Annotated in this window: 13 protein-coding genes; 9 read left to right on the forward strand and 4 right to left on the reverse strand. The window is 73.4% G+C overall.

Features of this window, described 5'->3' with window-relative positions:
• Positions 1-20: 20 nt before the first annotated feature.
• On the forward strand, positions 21-893 hold the full coding sequence (locus ACZ7EG_RS22255; protein WP_471081431.1) for a GntR family transcriptional regulator: 873 nt from the start codon (positions 21-23) through the stop codon (positions 891-893).
• A 312-nt stretch (positions 894-1205) separates the two neighbouring features.
• On the opposite strand, the gene ACZ7EG_RS22260 is transcribed toward ACZ7EG_RS22255, so the two are convergent.
• Positions 1206-1973 (reverse strand): hypothetical protein, encoded by a 768-nt coding sequence (locus tag ACZ7EG_RS22260; RefSeq protein ID WP_471081434.1) that lies wholly within the window; start codon positions 1971-1973, stop codon positions 1206-1208.
• A gap of 165 nt (positions 1974-2138) precedes the next feature.
• Positions 2139-3812 (reverse strand): PucR family transcriptional regulator, encoded by a 1674-nt coding sequence (locus tag ACZ7EG_RS22265; RefSeq protein ID WP_471081437.1) that lies wholly within the window; start codon positions 3810-3812, stop codon positions 2139-2141.
• 307 nt (positions 3813-4119) lie between these two features.
• Between ACZ7EG_RS22265 and ACZ7EG_RS22270 the strand changes: the two genes are divergently transcribed.
• The 5 genes from ACZ7EG_RS22270 (at position 4120) to ACZ7EG_RS22290 (ending at position 10832) form a co-directional block, all read left to right on the forward strand.
• Positions 4120-5010, forward strand: coding sequence for an FAD binding domain-containing protein (locus tag ACZ7EG_RS22270; protein WP_471081440.1), 891 nt, complete (start codon positions 4120-4122; stop codon positions 5008-5010).
• Entirely contained in the window at positions 5010-5591 is a 582-nt protein-coding gene (locus ACZ7EG_RS22275; protein WP_471081443.1) for a (2Fe-2S)-binding protein, read from the forward strand. The genes ACZ7EG_RS22270 and ACZ7EG_RS22275 overlap by 1 nt, the downstream gene beginning before the upstream one ends.
• 2 nt (positions 5592-5593) lie before the next feature.
• On the forward strand, positions 5594-7981 hold the full coding sequence (locus ACZ7EG_RS22280; protein WP_471081446.1) for a xanthine dehydrogenase family protein molybdopterin-binding subunit: 2388 nt from the start codon (positions 5594-5596) through the stop codon (positions 7979-7981).
• Between the two features lie 201 nt (positions 7982-8182).
• Positions 8183-9640: an NCS2 family permease gene (locus tag ACZ7EG_RS22285; protein ID WP_471081449.1), complete on the forward strand. Its 1458-nt coding sequence runs from the start codon at positions 8183-8185 to the stop codon at positions 9638-9640.
• 40 nt (positions 9641-9680) lie between these two features.
• Positions 9681-10832 carry an XdhC family protein gene (locus ACZ7EG_RS22290; protein ID WP_471081452.1) on the forward strand — a complete coding sequence of 384 codons (1152 nt, stop codon included), beginning with the start codon at positions 9681-9683 and terminating at the stop codon, positions 10830-10832.
• Positions 10833-10868: 36 nt separating this feature from the next.
• Here the strand turns inward: ACZ7EG_RS22290 and ACZ7EG_RS22295 are convergent, their stop codons facing one another.
• A complete protein-coding gene (locus tag ACZ7EG_RS22295; RefSeq protein WP_471081455.1) occupies positions 10869-11309 on the reverse strand; it encodes an SRPBCC family protein in 441 nt (146 codons plus the stop codon).
• 28 nt (positions 11310-11337) lie between these two features.
• Entirely contained in the window at positions 11338-12105 is a 768-nt protein-coding gene (locus tag ACZ7EG_RS22300; RefSeq protein ID WP_471081886.1) for a polysaccharide deacetylase family protein, read from the reverse strand.
• A 166-nt stretch (positions 12106-12271) separates the two neighbouring features.
• On the opposite strand from ACZ7EG_RS22300, the gene ACZ7EG_RS22305 reads away from it, so the two are divergent.
• From ACZ7EG_RS22305 to ACZ7EG_RS22315, 3 genes are all read left to right on the forward strand, one after another.
• Positions 12272-13273 (forward strand): glycosyltransferase family 2 protein, encoded by a 1002-nt coding sequence (locus tag ACZ7EG_RS22305; RefSeq protein ID WP_471081458.1) that lies wholly within the window; start codon positions 12272-12274, stop codon positions 13271-13273.
• Positions 13270-13851 carry a D-glycero-alpha-D-manno-heptose-1,7-bisphosphate 7-phosphatase gene (locus ACZ7EG_RS22310; protein WP_471081460.1) on the forward strand — a complete coding sequence of 194 codons (582 nt, stop codon included), beginning with the start codon at positions 13270-13272 and terminating at the stop codon, positions 13849-13851. The genes ACZ7EG_RS22305 and ACZ7EG_RS22310 overlap by 4 nt, the downstream gene beginning before the upstream one ends.
• Before the next feature lie 557 nt (positions 13852-14408).
• Entirely contained in the window at positions 14409-15386 is a 978-nt protein-coding gene (locus ACZ7EG_RS22315; protein WP_471081463.1) for a glycosyltransferase family 9 protein, read from the forward strand.
• The last annotated feature ends 2 nt before the right edge of the window (positions 15387-15388 follow it).

A 15388-nucleotide genomic window follows, 5' to 3' on the forward strand; every position in this document is an offset into this window, starting at 1 on the left:
ATACGTCCGGAGGAGGACCCGTGAGGCAGGGAGCGCAGGGCTCCGCGGAAACGGGGACTCCGTGGGCAGCGGCGGGAGCGGCCGCGCCGGGCGGTCCGGTCGCGTCAGGTGGTCCGGCTGCGCCCGGTGGTCCGGTGGGGCCGGGTGGTCCGGTGGGGTCGGCGGAGCAGGCGCGGGTGCCGCGGCAGGCCGGGACGGTGCGGGGCGAGCACACGCACAGTGAGCCGCCCGCGCCGGTCGCCCCGCGGGTCCGGCCGGTGGTCCGGCGGGCCTCGGTGCGCGGGCAGATCCTGGACGCGCTGCGGGCCGCGCTGGTGGCGGGGGATCTACGGCCCGGAGAGGTGTACTCGGCGCCGGTGCTGGGCGAGCGGTTCGGGGTGTCGGCGACGCCGGTCCGGGAGGCCATGCAGCAACTGGCCCTCGAAGGGGCCGTCGAGGTCGTGCCGAACCGCGGGTTCCGGGTGGTCGAGCGGGGTGTGCGGGAACTGGGAGAGCTGGCCGAGGTCCGGGCGCTGATCGAAGTCCCGGTGATGCTGCGGCTGGCGCGTACCGTGCCCGCCGAACGCTGGGCCGAGCTGCGCCCTCTCGCCGAGGCGACGGTCCGCGCGGCGTCCTCGGGCTGCCGCGCGACCTACGCGGAGTCCGACCGGGGGTTCCACCGGGCCGTGCTGTCCCTCTCGGGGAACGTGCAACTGGTCCGGATCGCTGAGGACCTGCACCGCAGGGCGCAGTGGCCGCTGGTCGGAGGTGGACGGGGAGTTCGGGGGCGTGCCGAGCTGCTGGCGGACGCCCACGAGCACACGGCCTTGCTGGACGCGCTGGTCGCACGGGATCTGGATGTGGTGCGGGCGCTGGTGGGCGAGCATTTCGCGGGGGCGGCTGCCGCGGGCTGAGCGGCGGTGTCACTCCTTCTCGTCGCTGGTGGGCCGGGCCGCGCCGGGCTGCGGACCCACCCGGCACCGGCGGCGACGCAGCGGCCCCCGTCCCGCCGGGCTGCGGACCCACCCGGCAACGGCGGCGGCGCAGCGGCACCCGCCGCGCCGGGCTGCGGACCCACCCGGCAACGGCGGCGGCGCAGCGGCACCCGCCGCGCCGGGCTGCGGACCCACCCGGCACCGGCGGCGACGCTGCGACGCAGCGGCACCCGCCGCGCCGGGCTGCGGACCCACCCGGCACCGGCGGCGACGCCCAGTACCCGCAACCCCCTAAGCCGTCGCAGCCGGCGGTACCGGCGGAGCCAACTGGCGGGCCAGCCAGGTCGGTACGCCCCCCAGGAGGCGGAACAGCCGGCGGGCCTCCTCCCGCAGTCGGGACGCCTCCGGCTCCGTCTCGGTGTCGGCGAGGGAGACCAGCGCCGGGGCCGTACCGACGAGATAGCCCAGCTCCTCCCGGATCCGCAGCGACTCCGCGAATCCGTGCCGCGCCTCCGCCAGCTCCCCTTCGCGCAGGGCCAGTCCGGCCAGGTGGCGCCAGGTGAACGACAACAGCAGCGGGTCGGAGTGCGCGGTCGCGCCGGCGTGGGCACGGCGGTACGCGGCGCGGGCGGACTGGGGCGCGCTCGTCAGGTTCTCGGCCAGGAGCCCCCGCCGGAAGTCGAGCAGAGCCCGCGCCGGAGCCCCCGGAGGGACCAGTGCCGCCGCCCGGCCGAGCGCGGCCCGTGCCTCGTCGGCCCGGTCCCGCACCGCGAGCACTGTCGCCGCGTAGGCCAAGTACCCGCGTTCACAAGCGGCCGCGCCCCGTTCGTCGTCGCTGTGGGCCATCGCCTCGGCCGTGCGCAGCGCGTCCTCGGCCTCCTCCCAGCCCTGCTCGGTGTACAGACACCGCTCCACCAGCAGCGCCGCGCGCTGCAGCGCCGCCGCCGGTGTGGCCGGCAGCAGCAGGGCGGCCGCGTCGGCCCAGCACCCGCGGGAGCGCAGCCGCCATACCGCGGTCTGGAGGGGATCGTCACCGGCGGTCGTTCCGTTACCAGACATGGCGGTATGCGCCACGTTGCCCTCCCCGAGCACGCCATCGAGCTGTTGAGTGGTGGCGGCATCTCAGCATGAATCGGCGGGCCGGGCCAAGGGGGTGGGTGAAGGATTTCACAAAGTCGTGGGACTCGGGGGTGCCCGGGGTTTGCCGCCGGGACACCCCGCGTATCAGCTCATGCGCAGTGCCAGGAAGAAGTCCAGCTTGTCCTCGAGGCGTGACAGGTCACGGCTCGTCAACTGCTCGATTCGGCCGACCCGGTAGCGCAGCGTGTTGACGTGCAGGTGCAGACGGGTGGCGCATCGGGTCCAGGAGCCGTCGCAGTCGAGGAAGGCCTCCAGGGTCGGGATGAGCTCGGCGCGGTGGCGGCGGTCGTAGTCGCGCAGCGGGTCCAGCAGGCGGGCCGTGAAGGCCCGGCGGACGTCGTCCGGGACGAAGGGCAGCAGCAGGACGTGCGAGGCCAGCTCCTGGTGACCCGCCGCGCAGACCCGGCCCGGCCGGGCCGCGGCGACCCGCCGGGCGTGGCGGGCCTCCTCCAGCGCGCCGCGCAGACCCTCCGCCGAGTGGACGGCCGCGCTGACACCCAGGGTGAGCCGGCCGTCGTCGTCGAGGCCCGCCGTGAGGGGTTCCCGTACCGATGCCAGGAGCGTGTCCGCGAGGATGCCCGTCTCCGAGCCGTCGTGCTCCGTCGAGACGGCCGGGAGGGGGACCAGGGCGATGGCCTCGTCGCCCGTGTGGGCCACCGCGATGCGGTCGGAGTGCTCCGGCCCCGCGACCGCGGGATCGACGAGGACCTCCTCCAGCAGGGCCTGTGCCACCGGGCCGCCCTCGATCTCCCCGCCCTCCCAGTCGACGCGGGCCACGACCACCTGCCAGTGCGGCGCGGCGCCCAGACCGGGCAGCAGCACCGGCGCGGCCACGCGCAGGCGGGCGGCGATCTCGGCGGGCGCCGCGCCCGTCTGGACCAGCTCCAGGACCTCCTGGGCCAGGCGGCGGCGCACCGTGCGGGCCGCGTCGCGGCGGTCGCGTTCGACCGCGATCAGCTGGGTGACGCCGTAGAGCAGGTCCAGGCGCTCCTCGGGCCAGTCCCCGGCGTCCGCCTCCACGGCCAGCAGCCAGTCCGCCAGGACGGTCTCGCGCACGTCCCGGGCCGACTGCGGGGAACGGCCCGTGGAGCGGACCGGGAACAGGGAGTACGTCGTGGCGCCCAGGACGACGCGGTGGGGGCCGAGGCGGCCCGTCCGGGCGGCGGCCAGGTGCTCCCCGGCGAGCCGGGCGCACGTCTCGGCCGGCAGGGCGGGTCCCGTCGCCTTCGAGCCCGCGATCAGCCGGCCGGTGGGGGAGAGGACCCAGGCGCGCAGGTCCAGGTCCGTGCCGAGCAGGTCGAGGACCACGTCGGGGCCGCCGCCCGCCGGTCCTGCGGTCATCATGCGGCGGTGGCGGTCGACCACCGCCGCGAGGTCCCCGGCGCGCTCGCCGGAGACCTGCCGTACGACGTGCTCGGTGATCGTCGCGAACGCCACCGACTCGTGCACCGCGAAGAGCGGGAGGCGGTGCCGGGCGCAGGCCACGACCAGGTCCTCCGGCACGTCCCCGAGCTCGGCCTCGCCCGCGGCGAGCGCCGTCACACCCGCCTGCACCAGGATCCGGACGAACGGCTCCGAGTCGCCCGCGTTCCTGCGCCAGGCCAGGCCCGTGAGCACCAGTTCGCCGCCCGAGAGGTAGCGGCTGGGGTCGCGCAGGTCGGTGGTCATCACACCCCGCACGGTGCGGTCCAGCTCGTCCTCGCCGCCGAGCAGCTTGAGGCCCAGCGCGTCGGTGTCCAGCAGTGCGCGCAGCCGCATTCTCGTCGCCGCCGTTCTTTGTCTCGAAATCAAGCCCTGCCCCGGTTGTGTTCCAGGTCACGCGGTCGTGTCGCGTGTTTCCACAGGAGAACGAGGAGGTTTCCACGGGCCTCCGTTCATACGAATCTACAAGATGCCTGTTCTGGCCAGCCAACTCCTTCATGGTTTCCGTGACTGACTCGCTTGGCGCAACGCGCTGTGTACTGAGGCCAAGACGCGTGAACAGCACATGAAACGAGCCGGGACCGCCGCACACGGATTGGCTCAATCTGAACGCCCCACGAGAAGACGAAGAAGAGAGCCGGTCATGGACTTCCTTCGCCCCGCCAGCTGGGAGGAGGCGCTCGCCGCGAAAGCCGAGCACCCCACAGCTGTGCCGATTGCGGGTGGCACCGACGTGATGGTCGAGATCAACTTCGACCACCGCCGGCCCGAGTACCTCTTGGACCTGAACCGCATCGGCGACCTCTTCGAGTGGGAGGTCGGCGAGGACAGCGTGCGGCTCGGTGCCTCCGTGCCGTACACGAAGATCATGGAGAACCTGCGCGCCGAGCTGCCGGGTCTCGCCCTCGCCTCGCACACGGTCGCCTCCCCGCAGATCCGCAACCGCGGCGGCGTCGGCGGCAACCTCGGCACCGCCTCCCCGGCCGGTGACGCCCACCCCGCGCTGCTCGCCGCGGGCGCCGAGGTGGAGGTCGAGTCGGTGCGCGGCTCGCGCCGCATCCCGATCGACGCGTTCTTCACGGGTGTGAAGCGCAACGCGCTGGCCGCCGACGAGCTGATCCGCGCCGTGCACGTGAAGAAGGCCGACGGGCCGCAGCAGTTCTCCAAGGTGGGGACCAGGAACGCGATGGTCATCGCCGTGTGCGCCTTCGGCCTCGCGCTGCATCCCGAGACCCGGACCGTGCGGACCGGGATCGGTTCGGCCGCTCCGACCCCCGTCCGGGCCGAGGTCGCCGAGGAGTTCCTGAACGCCGCGCTGGAGGAGGGCGGCTTCTGGGACAACGGGCAGATCATCACCCCGTCGGTCGCCAAGCAGTTCGCGGACCTGTGCTCCGCCGCCTGCAACCCGATCGACGACGTCCGGGGCACCGCGAGCTACCGCCGCCACGCCGTCGGCGTCATGGCCCGCCGCACGCTGACCTGGACCTGGGAGTCCTACCGCGGCGCCCGCCGCACCATCGAGGGAGCTGCGTGATGCGCGTCAACTTCACGGTCAACGGCCGTCCGCAGGAAGCCGACGACGTGTGGGAGGGCGAGTCCCTGCTGTACGTGCTGAGGGAGCGGCTCGGCCTGCCGGGCTCGAAGAACGCCTGCGAGCAGGGCGAGTGCGGTTCGTGCACGGTCCGTCTGGACGGCGTGCCGGTGTGCGCGTGCCTGGTCGCCGCCGGGCAGGTGGAGGGCCGTGAGGTCGTCACCGTCGAGGGGCTCGCCGACTTCGCCAAGCAGCGCGCCGAGGGCGGTTGCGCGGCCGGCGCCTGCGGAACGTCGTTGCAGAGCGCCCGGGAATGGGACGCCAAGGGCGCCGACTCGCATACCGGCGAGGGCACCGAGCTGTCCCCGATCCAGCAGGCGTTCATCGACGCCGGCGCCGTCCAGTGCGGCTTCTGCACGCCCGGTCTGCTGGTCGCGGCCGACGAGATGCTGGAGCGCAACCCGAACCCGAGCGACGCGGACATCCGCGAGGCCCTGTCGGGCAACCTGTGCCGCTGCACCGGCTACGAGAAGATCATGGACGCGGTCCGCCTCGCGGCCGCCCGGCAGTCAGAGGCGGTCTGATCATGGCTTCCCCCAGTGGAACCCCCACGAAGATCACCCAAGGCTCCCGGACCAGGGGCGGCATCGGCGAGTCCACGCTCCGCCCCGACGGCATCCTCAAGGTCACCGGCGAGTTCGCGTACTCGTCCGACATGTGGCACGAGGACATGCTGTGGGGGCAGATCCTCCGCTCGACCGTCGCGCACGCCGAGATCGTGTCCATCGACACGAGCCAGGCCCTGGCCATGCCCGGCGTTCACGCCGTCATGACGTACGACGACCTGCCGACCGACGTGAAGAACTACGGCCTGGAGATCAAGGACACCCCGGTCCTCGCCCACGGCAAGGTCCGCCACCACGGGGAGCCGGTCGCCATCGTCGCCGCCGACCACCCGGAGACCGCGCGCCGGGCCGCCGCGAAGATCAGGGTCGACTACCGGGAACTGCCCGTCATCACCGACGAGGCCTCCGCCACCGCCCCGGACGCGCTCCTCGTCCACGAGAACCGCGACGACCACCACGCGGGTCACGTCCCCCACCCGAACATCGTCCACCGCCAGCCGATCGTCCGCGGTGACGTCGCCGCGGCGCGCGAGCGGGCCGACGTGATCGTCACGGGCGAGTACACCTTCGGCATGCAGGACCAGGCCTTCCTCGGCCCCGAGTCCGGCCTCGCCGTGCCCGAGGAGGACGGCGGCGTCCACCTCTACATCGCCACCCAGTGGCTGCACAGCGACCTGCGCCAGATCGCGCCCGTGCTCGGCCTGCCCGAGGACAAGGTGCGGATGACGCTGTCCGGCGTCGGCGGCGCGTTCGGCGGCCGCGAGGACCTGTCGATGCAGATCCACGCCTGCCTGCTGGCCCTGCGCACCGGCAAGCCCGTCAAGATCGTCTACAACCGCTTCGAATCCTTCTTCGGGCACGTCCACCGCCACCCGGCCAAGCTCCACTACGAGCACGGGGCCACCAAGGACGGCAAGCTCACCCACCTCAAGTGCCGGATCGTCCTGGACGGCGGTGCCTACGCCTCCGCCTCCCCGGCCGTCGTCGGCAACGCCTCCTCCCTGTCCGTCGGTCCGTACGTGGTCGAGGACGTGGACATCGAGGCCATCGCCCTCTACACCAACAACCCGCCCTGCGGCGCGATGCGCGGCTTCGGCGCGGTCCAGGCGTGCTTCGCCTACGAGGCGCAGATGGACAAGCTCGCCGCGAAGCTCGGCATGGACCCGGTGGAGTTCCGCCGGCTCAACGCCATGGAGCAGGGCACGCTCCTGCCGACCGGGCAGCCCGTCGACTCCCCGGCCCCCGTCGCCGAACTGCTGCGCCGCGTCAAGGCGATGCCGATGCCGCCGGAGCGCCAGTGGGAGTCCAGCGAGGGCGCCGACGTACGGCAGCTGCCGGGCGGCCTGTCCAACACCACGCACGGCGAGGGCGTCGTACGCGGGGTCGGCTACGCGGTGGGCATCAAGAACGTGGGCTTCTCCGAGGGGTTCGACGACTACTCCACCGCCAAGGTGCGCCTGGAGGTCGTCGCCGGCGAGCCGGTCGCCACCGTGCACACCGCCATGGCCGAGGTCGGCCAGGGCGGTGTCACCGTCCACGCCCAGATCGCCCGCACCGAGCTGGGCGTCACGCAGGTGACGATCCACCCGGCCGACACCCAGGTGGGCAGCGCCGGTTCGACGTCGGCCTCCCGGCAGACGTACGTCACCGGTGGCGCCGTGAAGAACTCCTGCGAGCTGGTCCGCGAGAAGGTCCTGGAGATCGGGCGCCGCAAGTTCGGCTCCTACCACCCCGCTTGGGCGACTGCCGAACTGCTCCTGGAGGGCGGCAAGGTCGTCACCGACGGCGGCGAGGTCCTCAGCGATCTGGCCGACGTCCTGGAGGACGAGGCCGTGGAGGTCGAGGCCGAGTGGCGGCACCGGCCGACCGAGCCCTTCGACCTGCGCACCGGCCAGGGCAACGGGCACGTCCAGTACTCCTTCGCCGCACACCGGGCCGTCGTCGAGGTCGACACCGAGCTCGGCCTGGTCAAGGTCATCGAACTGGCCTGCGCCCAGGACGTCGGCAAGGCGCTCAACCCGCTGTCGGTGCTCGGCCAGATCCAGGGCGGCACCACGCAGGGACTGGGCGTGGCGGTCATGGAGGAGATCGTCGTCGACCCGAAGACGGCGAAGGTCAAGAACCCCTCCTTCACCGACTACCTGATCCCCACCATCCTCGACACGCCGACCATTCCGGTCGACGTCCTCGAACTCGCCGACGAGCACGCCCCCTACGGGCTGCGCGGCGTCGGTGAGGCACCCACCCTGTCGTCGACTCCGGCGGTCCTCGCGGCGATCCGCGCCGCGACCGGTCTGGAGCTGAACAGGACGCCGGTCCGCCCCGAGCACCTGACCGGCACCGCGTAAGAACTCTCCGGGCGGCGTGACGGAACGTCACACACTCCGCGCCGCCCGGAGTACCGGGCACCGCACCGCTCGCGGTCCCCTGAAGACCGAATCGTTCGCCTCGGGCCGTCCCCCGGGTCGTGCGGCCGCAGTACCTTCCCAAATCCCGCAAGCCCAGAGGCAAGACGCGGGTGCCCCTTTGAACCTTGGGAGCAGGCCCACATGACCCAGCAGTCAGCAGAGCCGAGGACCACAGCCGACGACGCGGGCGAAGGCACCCGCGTCCCGGCCGGCCGGTCCTGGCTCGACCGGTACTTCCACATATCCCACAGAGGGTCCACGGTCGCCCGTGAAGTGCGCGGCGGCATCACGACCTTCATGGCGATGGCGTACATCCTTCTGCTCAACCCCCTGATCCTGTCCGGCAAGGACGCGGCCGGGGCCACCCTCGCCCAGCCGGCCCTCATCACCGCGACCGCGTTCGCGGCGGCCTTCACCACCCTGCTGATGGGTTTCGTCGGCAAGGTGCCCCTGGCCCTCGCGGCCGGCCTGTCCGTCTCCGGAGTCCTCGCCTCCCAGGTCGCACCCGAGATGACCTGGCCGCAGGCGATGGGCATGTGCGTGATGTACGGCGTGGTCATCATGCTGCTGGTCGTCACCGGCCTGCGCGAGATGATCATGAACGCGATCCCGCTCGCGCTCAAGCACGGCATCACCATGGGCATCGGCCTGTTCATCGCCCTCATCGGTTTCTACAAGTCCGGCTTCGTGCACCAGGGCGAGGCCACGCCCCTCGCGCTCGGTCCGGCGGGCGAACTGGCCGGCTGGCCCGTGCTGCTCTTCGCCGGGACCCTGCTGCTGATCTTCATGCTCCAGGCCCGGAACATCCCCGGTGCCATCCTCGTCGGCATCCTCAGCGGCACGGTCGTGGCGGCGATCCTGAACGCGGCCGGTGTCATCGACCCCAGGCAGTGGGCGGGCGGCGCACCGGAACTGCACGGCAGCGCCGTGTCCATGCCGGACTTCTCGCTCTTCGGGGAGGTGCGGTTCGGCGGCTGGGGCGAGGTCGGCGCGATGACGGTCGGCATGATCGTCTTCACGCTGGTGCTCGCCGGGTTCTTCGACGCGATGGCCACCATCATCGGTGTGGGCACCGAGGCGAAACTCGCCGACGACAAGGGCCGCATGCCGGGCCTGTCCAAGGCGCTGTTCATCGACGGGGCCGGCGGCGCGATCGGAGGCGTGTCCGGCGGTTCCGGCCAGACGGTGTTCATCGAGTCGGCCACGGGCGTCGGCGAGGGCGCCCGCACCGGTCTGGCATCCGTGGTGACGGGCCTGTTCTTCGCGGCCTGCCTGTTCTTCACCCCGCTCACGGCGATCGTGCCGCAGGAGGTCGCCTCCGCCGCCCTCGTCGTCATCGGCGCGATGATGCTGATGAACGCCCGGCACGTGGACTGGGCCGACCGGGCCACCGCCGTCCCGGTGTTCCTCACGGTCGTGCTGATGCCGTTCACGTACACCATCACCACCGGTGTCGCCGCAGGCGTCATCTCCTACGTCGCCATCAAGACCGCCCAGGGCAAGTGGCGTGAGATCGGCGCCTTCATGTGGATCCTCACGGCGGTGTTCCTCGTGTACTTCGCCCTCAACCCGATCGAGAGCTGGCTGGGCGTCCACTGACGGCCGGCCACCTCCCGCAACCTCAAGGAGACCGAGACAGATGCTGGACATCGCCGAGGAGTTGAACCGGTGGGTCGAGCAGGGCCGTGACTTCGCCGTGGCCACCGTGGTGGCCGTCGGCGGCAGCGCGCCCCGGCAGCCCGGGGCCGCGCTCGCGGTGGACACCGAGGGCACGGCGATCGGCTCGGTCTCCGGGGGCTGCGTGGAGGGCGCGGTCTACGAGCTGTGCCAACAGGCGCTGCGGGACGGCGAAACCGTCCTGGAGCGCTTCGGGTACAGCGACGACGACGCCTTCGCCGTAGGCCTGACCTGCGGCGGCGTCATCGACATCCTGGTCACCCCGGTACGGGCCGCCGATCCGGTCCGCCCGGTGGTCGGGGCCGCGCTCACCGCCGCCGCCCGAGGGGAGACGGCGGCGGTGGCGCGGATCGTGTCGGGCCCGCGCGAACTGACGGGCCGGGCCCTGGTGGTCCGCCCCGACGGTTCCCACGAGGGCGGCTTCGGCGGCCATCCGGAACTGGACCGCACGGTCGCCGCCGAAGCCGGTGCCTTCCTGGACGCCGGCCGCACCGGCACCCTGGAGATCGGCGAGCGGGGCTCACGCTGTGGAGCACCGCTCACGGTCCTGGTCGAGTCCTCGGTCCCCGCACCCCGCATGATCGTGTTCGGCGCCATCGACTTCGCCTCCGCGCTGGTCCGGATGGGCAAGTTCCTCGGCTACCACGTCACCCTCTGCGACGCGCGCCCCGTCTTCGCCACCCGGGCGCGCTTCCCGGAGGCCGACGAGATCGTCGTCGAGTGGCCCCACCGCTACCTGGAGCGCACCGACGTCGACGCCCGCACGGTCCTGTGCGTGCTGACCCACGACGCCAAGTTCGACGTGCCCCTGCTGAAGCTGGCACTGCGCCTGCCGGTGGCGTACGTCGGCGCCATGGGATCCCGGCGAACCCACCTGGACCGCAACGCCCGGCTGCGTGAAGTCGGCGTCACCGACATGGAGTTGAGCCGGCTGCACTCGCCGATCGGCCTGGACCTCGGGGCCCGTACGCCCGAGGAGACGGCTCTGTCGATCGCGTCGGAGATCGTCGCCGTACGGCGTGGCGGCAGCGGGGTCTCCCTGACCGGGGCGCACACGCCGATCCACCACGAGCCGGACCCGGGCACAATCGGGCGGATCGGGTCGGTGGCCTGAGGCCCGGCCGGGGAGGCCGGGCCTCAGGCCGGTGCGTCAGGGCTGTCGGAGCAGACGGTTCAGGGCCCGCCCGAACACGTACCGGGAGGAGCGCCGCACCACGCCGTCGAAGAGCGACGGCAGGAACCGGACCCGGATCTCCTCCCGCCAGATCACCCGCGTACGGCCCCCCGGCCCGGGCCGCACCTCGAGTTCGGCCCACCCCAGCACCACCCGGCCCCGCTTCTCCAGCCGGCACATCCCCGCTGCCCCGCCCTCGGGCGGCTGCCACACGGTGACCTCCATCGGATCGTCGAAGACCAGCGGCCCCAGGCCCGAGCGGGCGACGACGAGCGTGCCCTCGCGTGTCGGCTCGTGCGGTACGACCCTGACCACCGTCAGCGGCACCGCGTCACCGTGCCGCTGCCACCGTGTGATCCGCCGCCACGCCTCGTCGAGGGGGAGCGGGGCCGTGCGTTCGAGCAGGAAGTTCGCCACGGCACGATCGTAGGGAACCCGCGGGGCGTTACCGGTACACCTCGCCCGGCTCCGCCTTCCCGGGTGCCAGCAGCTGGGGCACCGTCACGAAGACGTAGCCGCGTTCCTTCAAGGCGTCGATGATCCCCGGTACCGCCGGCACCGTGCCGTCGTAGAGGTCGTGGAGGAGGATGATCCCGTCCCGGGAGGACTGGGCGAGGACGCGGCGGGTGATCAGGTCGGAGTCGGTCGTCCGGTAGTCCTTGGCGGTCACGCTCCACAGGACCTCGGCCAGGCCCAGTTCGCGGCAGATGGCGTGCACGGTGTCGTCGGTGCGGCCCTGCGGCGGGCGCATCAGGGTGGGGCGCCGGCCGGTGAGGCGCTCTATCTCCTGGTTGGGGCGTTCCAGTTCCTCGCGTATCTCCTCGGGTCTGAGCCGGGTGAGTATCTTGTGGTCCCAGGTGTGGCTGGCCACCTCGTGGCCCTCGTCGGCCATGCGCCGTACCAGCTCCGGGTACTCCTCGATGTGCCGTTTCCCGAGGAGGAAGAAGGTCGCCGGGACCTGCTTCTCCTTCAGGATGTCCAGCAGCCGCGCGGAGTGCTCGCTCGGCCCGGCGTCGAAGGTGAGTGCGATGCACTTGACCTCGCGGCAGTCCACGGTGCCGAAGCGGGCCGGCTGCACGTCCGTGACCGGGCGGGCCCGGACGGTGCTGGGAGCCGTGGTGTCGGTCCCGGTGCAGCCGCTCAGGGCGAGGGTGAGGGCGGCGGTCGTGGCGAGCGTTCCGGCGGTTCGGAACGCGGTCCCCGTTTTCTTCATCTTCTTGGTCAGAGAAGGCATGCCGGGACTATACATCGCGTGTATACGCGCGGTTTATAGTCGCCGAGGCGTCCCCTGAGGGCCCGACCCGGTGTTTGAGGGAGCCGGACCGCGGCACTCGCCAGCACGGCAGTCCGCGCACGCCGTCGGAGGGAGGGCCGCCCGTATGACCTCGTACGCCGTCGTGATCCCCACCCTCGTTCCGGACACCCTCGCCGACTGTCTCGCCGCGCTCGCCGCCGCGAGAGGACCGCGCCCCGAGGAGATCGTCCTGGTCGACGACCGGACCGACCCCGAACCCGGGTCGCTGCAACACCCGTTGAGCGTCCTCGGCGACCTGCGGGAGCGGACCACCGTCCTGGCCGGCGGCGGTCGTGGGCCCGCCGCCGCCCGCAACACCGGGCTGCGCGCGGTGAGTACGCCGTGGACCGTGTTCCTCGACGACGACGTCCAGGTGGGGGCCCACTGGTGCGACCAGCTGGCCGAGGACCTCGCCGGGGCGTCCCCCGACACCGCGGGCGTCCAGGGCGTCCTCGCCGTGCCGCTGCCCGGCGAACGCCGCCCCACCGACTGGGAACGCGGCACCGCGGGACTCGTCCGGGCCCACTGGGTCACCGCCGACATGGCCTACCGCACGGAGGTCCTCGAACAGGTCGGCGGCTTCGACGAGCGCTTCAAGCGCGCCTTCCGCGAGGACGCCGATCTCGCGCTGCGGGTCCTCGACTCGGGCCGGCGCATCCGGCAGGGCCGCCGCACCGCCCGCCACCCCGTGCACTCCGCCTCCCGCTGGGCGTCCGTACGCCAGCAGCGTGGCAACGCCGACGACGCCCTCATGCGGCATCTGCACGGCCCCGACTGGTGGGACAAGGCCGTCGCACCGCGCGGCCGGATCCGCACCCACGCGGCCATCACGACCGCCGGCCTCGCCGCCTGCGCCCTCGCCGCCACCGGGCACGGCCGGGCCGCCACGGCCTGCGCGCTCGGCTGGGCGGCCGGCACGGCGGAGTTCGCCCGCGCCCGTATCGTCCCCGGCCCGCGTACCCGTCACGAGGTCACGACGATGCTGGCGACCAGTGTGCTCATCCCGCCCACCGCGACCTGGCACCGGCTGACAGGTGCCTGGCGCCACCGTCACACCCCCGCCTGGCAGGAGGAGGCCACCCCGTGAGCCCGGTGAAGGCCGTGCTGTTCGACCGCGACGGCACGCTCGTCGAGGACGTCCCGAACAACGCCGACCCCGACCGCGTGCGCCCCGTCGAGGGCGCTCGCGAGGCGCTCGCGCTGCTGCGGGAGCGCGGCATCCGCACCGGAGTCGTCACCGACCAGCCGGGTGTCGCGGGCGGGCTGCTCACCGACGCCGACGTCCGCCGCGTCCACCACCGCGTCGACGAACTCCTCGGTCCCTTCGACGTGTTCGCCGTCTGCCCGCACGGCCCCGACGACGGTTGCCACTGCCGCAGGCCACAGCCCGGCATGCTGCTGTGGGCGGGCGGACGGATCTGCACCGGGCCCGCCGAGCTCGTCGTCATCGGTTCCACCGCCGCGGACGCCGAGGCCGCGCGCCGGGCGGGCGCCCACGGCATCCTCGTCCCGAACGGGCACACCCGCCCCGAGGAGACCGCCCGGGCCGACCACGTCGCCCCGGACCTGCTCACCGCCGCCCGTGCGGTCCTGGACGGACCGCCGAAGGGCCGCGTCCTCGCCGACGAACGCCCCATCCAGCAGGCATTCACGACCGGCCCGTGACCGGGCGGGCACCGGTGACGGCGGACGCCACACCGTGAACTCGAGGCCCGTACCGGCGGGCACCGGTGACGGCGGAGCCCACACCGTTGACCCGAGGCCCGAACATGACGGGCACCTACGACAGCCGCCCCACGCCCGGCGAGTGTCCGGGGTGTCAGGGGCTGCGCCGGGGCAGGTGTCTGTGGCGGTCGGGGCATGTGCGGGGGCCGGGGTCGGTGGCGGTCGGGGCGTGTGCGGGGAGTGTCCGGGGTGTCAGGGGCGGCGCGGGGGCCGGGGTCGGTGGCGGTCGGGGCGTGTGCGGGGAGTGTCCGGGGTGTCAGGGGCGGCGCGGGGGCCGGGATCGGTGGCGGTCGGGGCGTGTGCGGGGAGTGTCCGGGGTGTCAGGGGCCGCGCTCGGGCGGGTGTCTGTGACGGTCGGGCCACGCCCGGCGAGCGCCTGCGGCGGCTGGTCACGCAGAGCCGTCGCTCTCACCCGGTCGGCCACTGAGGTGCCGTGCGGCACCCCGATGGGCGTGCCTGCGGCGGCGGGTCCGGGCTGCGCGCGGCAGGCTGCTGGCATGACCCCGGACCGGACAGCGCAGCCCGTACGCCCCCGACTCCTCGTCCTGCGCGCCCTCGGGCTCGGGGACCTGCTCGCCGGCGTCCCCGCGCTACGCGCGCTGCGGCGGGCCCACCCGGGGCACGAACTCGTGCTGGCGGCGCCCGCCGAGCTCGCGCCGGTCGCGGCCGCCACGGGGGCCGTGGACCGGCTGCTGCCCGCGAGTGCCCCCGGCCGGGCCGTCCCGCACACCCTCGACTGGACCGGTCCGCCCCCGGACGTCGCCGTCGACCTGCACGGCAACGGCACGCCCAGTCACCTGCTGCTCCTGGGCCTGCGCCCGCGGAAGCTGCTCGCCTTCGCCCACCCGGACCTGCCCGGGATCGACGGCCCGCCCTGGTACGCGGAGGAGCACGAACGGGATCGCTGGTGCCGCCTGCTGAGGGCCTACGGCATCGAAGCCGACCCGGACGACCTGCTGCTGCCTCGCCCGCGGGCCGCGTCCCCGGCGCCGGGCGCGGTCGTTCTGCATCCCGGCGCCGGGTCGCCCGCGCGCTGCTGGCCCGTCGAGCGGTACGCGGCCGTCGCGGCCGAACTGCGCGCCCGGGGCCTGCGGATCGTGGTGACGGGCGGTGCGGCCGAGAGCGACCTGGTGGCCCGGCTCGCCAAGGAGGCCGGCCTTCCGGACACCGATGTGTTCGGCGGCGGCCTCCCGTTCGAACGGCTGTCCGCGCTGGTCGCCGGTGCCTACGCCGTGATCAGCGGCGACACCGGCATCGCCCACCTCGCGGTCGCCCACGGCACGCGCTCCGTCACCCTGTTCGGCCCGGTCGCGCCGAGCCGCTGGGGCCCGCCGCCCGACCCGCGCCACCGTGCCCTGTGGTACGGCCCGGAGGGCGATCCGCACGGCCGCCGCCCCGACCCGGCGCTGCTGCGCATCACGGCCGACGACGTCCTGCGCGCCGTCGGTGAACTGCCCGGCGCGCAGCGGACGTAGCG

It is taken from the genome of Streptomyces sp. NPDC037100, from assembly GCF_055606225.1.

Coding starts and splice junctions, on each gene's coding strand:
- ACZ7EG_RS22315 (WP_471081463.1), top strand. CDS start 14,409: ATGACCCCGGACCGGACAGCGCAGCCCGTACGCCCCCGACTCCTCGTC.
- ACZ7EG_RS22280 (WP_471081446.1), top strand. CDS start 5,594: ATGGCTTCCCCCAGTGGAACCCCCACGAAGATCACCCAAGGCTCCCGG.
- ACZ7EG_RS22305 (WP_471081458.1), top strand. CDS start 12,272: ATGACCTCGTACGCCGTCGTGATCCCCACCCTCGTTCCGGACACCCTC.
- ACZ7EG_RS22260 (WP_471081434.1), bottom strand. CDS start 1,973: ATGTCTGGTAACGGAACGACCGCCGGTGACGATCCCCTCCAGACCGCG.
- ACZ7EG_RS22290 (WP_471081452.1), top strand. CDS start 9,681: ATGCTGGACATCGCCGAGGAGTTGAACCGGTGGGTCGAGCAGGGCCGT.
- ACZ7EG_RS22300 (WP_471081886.1), bottom strand. CDS start 12,105: ATGAAGAAAACGGGGACCGCGTTCCGAACCGCCGGAACGCTCGCCACG.
- ACZ7EG_RS22275 (WP_471081443.1), top strand. CDS start 5,010: ATGCGCGTCAACTTCACGGTCAACGGCCGTCCGCAGGAAGCCGACGAC.
- ACZ7EG_RS22285 (WP_471081449.1), top strand. CDS start 8,183: ATGACCCAGCAGTCAGCAGAGCCGAGGACCACAGCCGACGACGCGGGC.
- ACZ7EG_RS22270 (WP_471081440.1), top strand. CDS start 4,120: ATGGACTTCCTTCGCCCCGCCAGCTGGGAGGAGGCGCTCGCCGCGAAA.
- ACZ7EG_RS22265 (WP_471081437.1), bottom strand. CDS start 3,812: ATGCGGCTGCGCGCACTGCTGGACACCGACGCGCTGGGCCTCAAGCTG.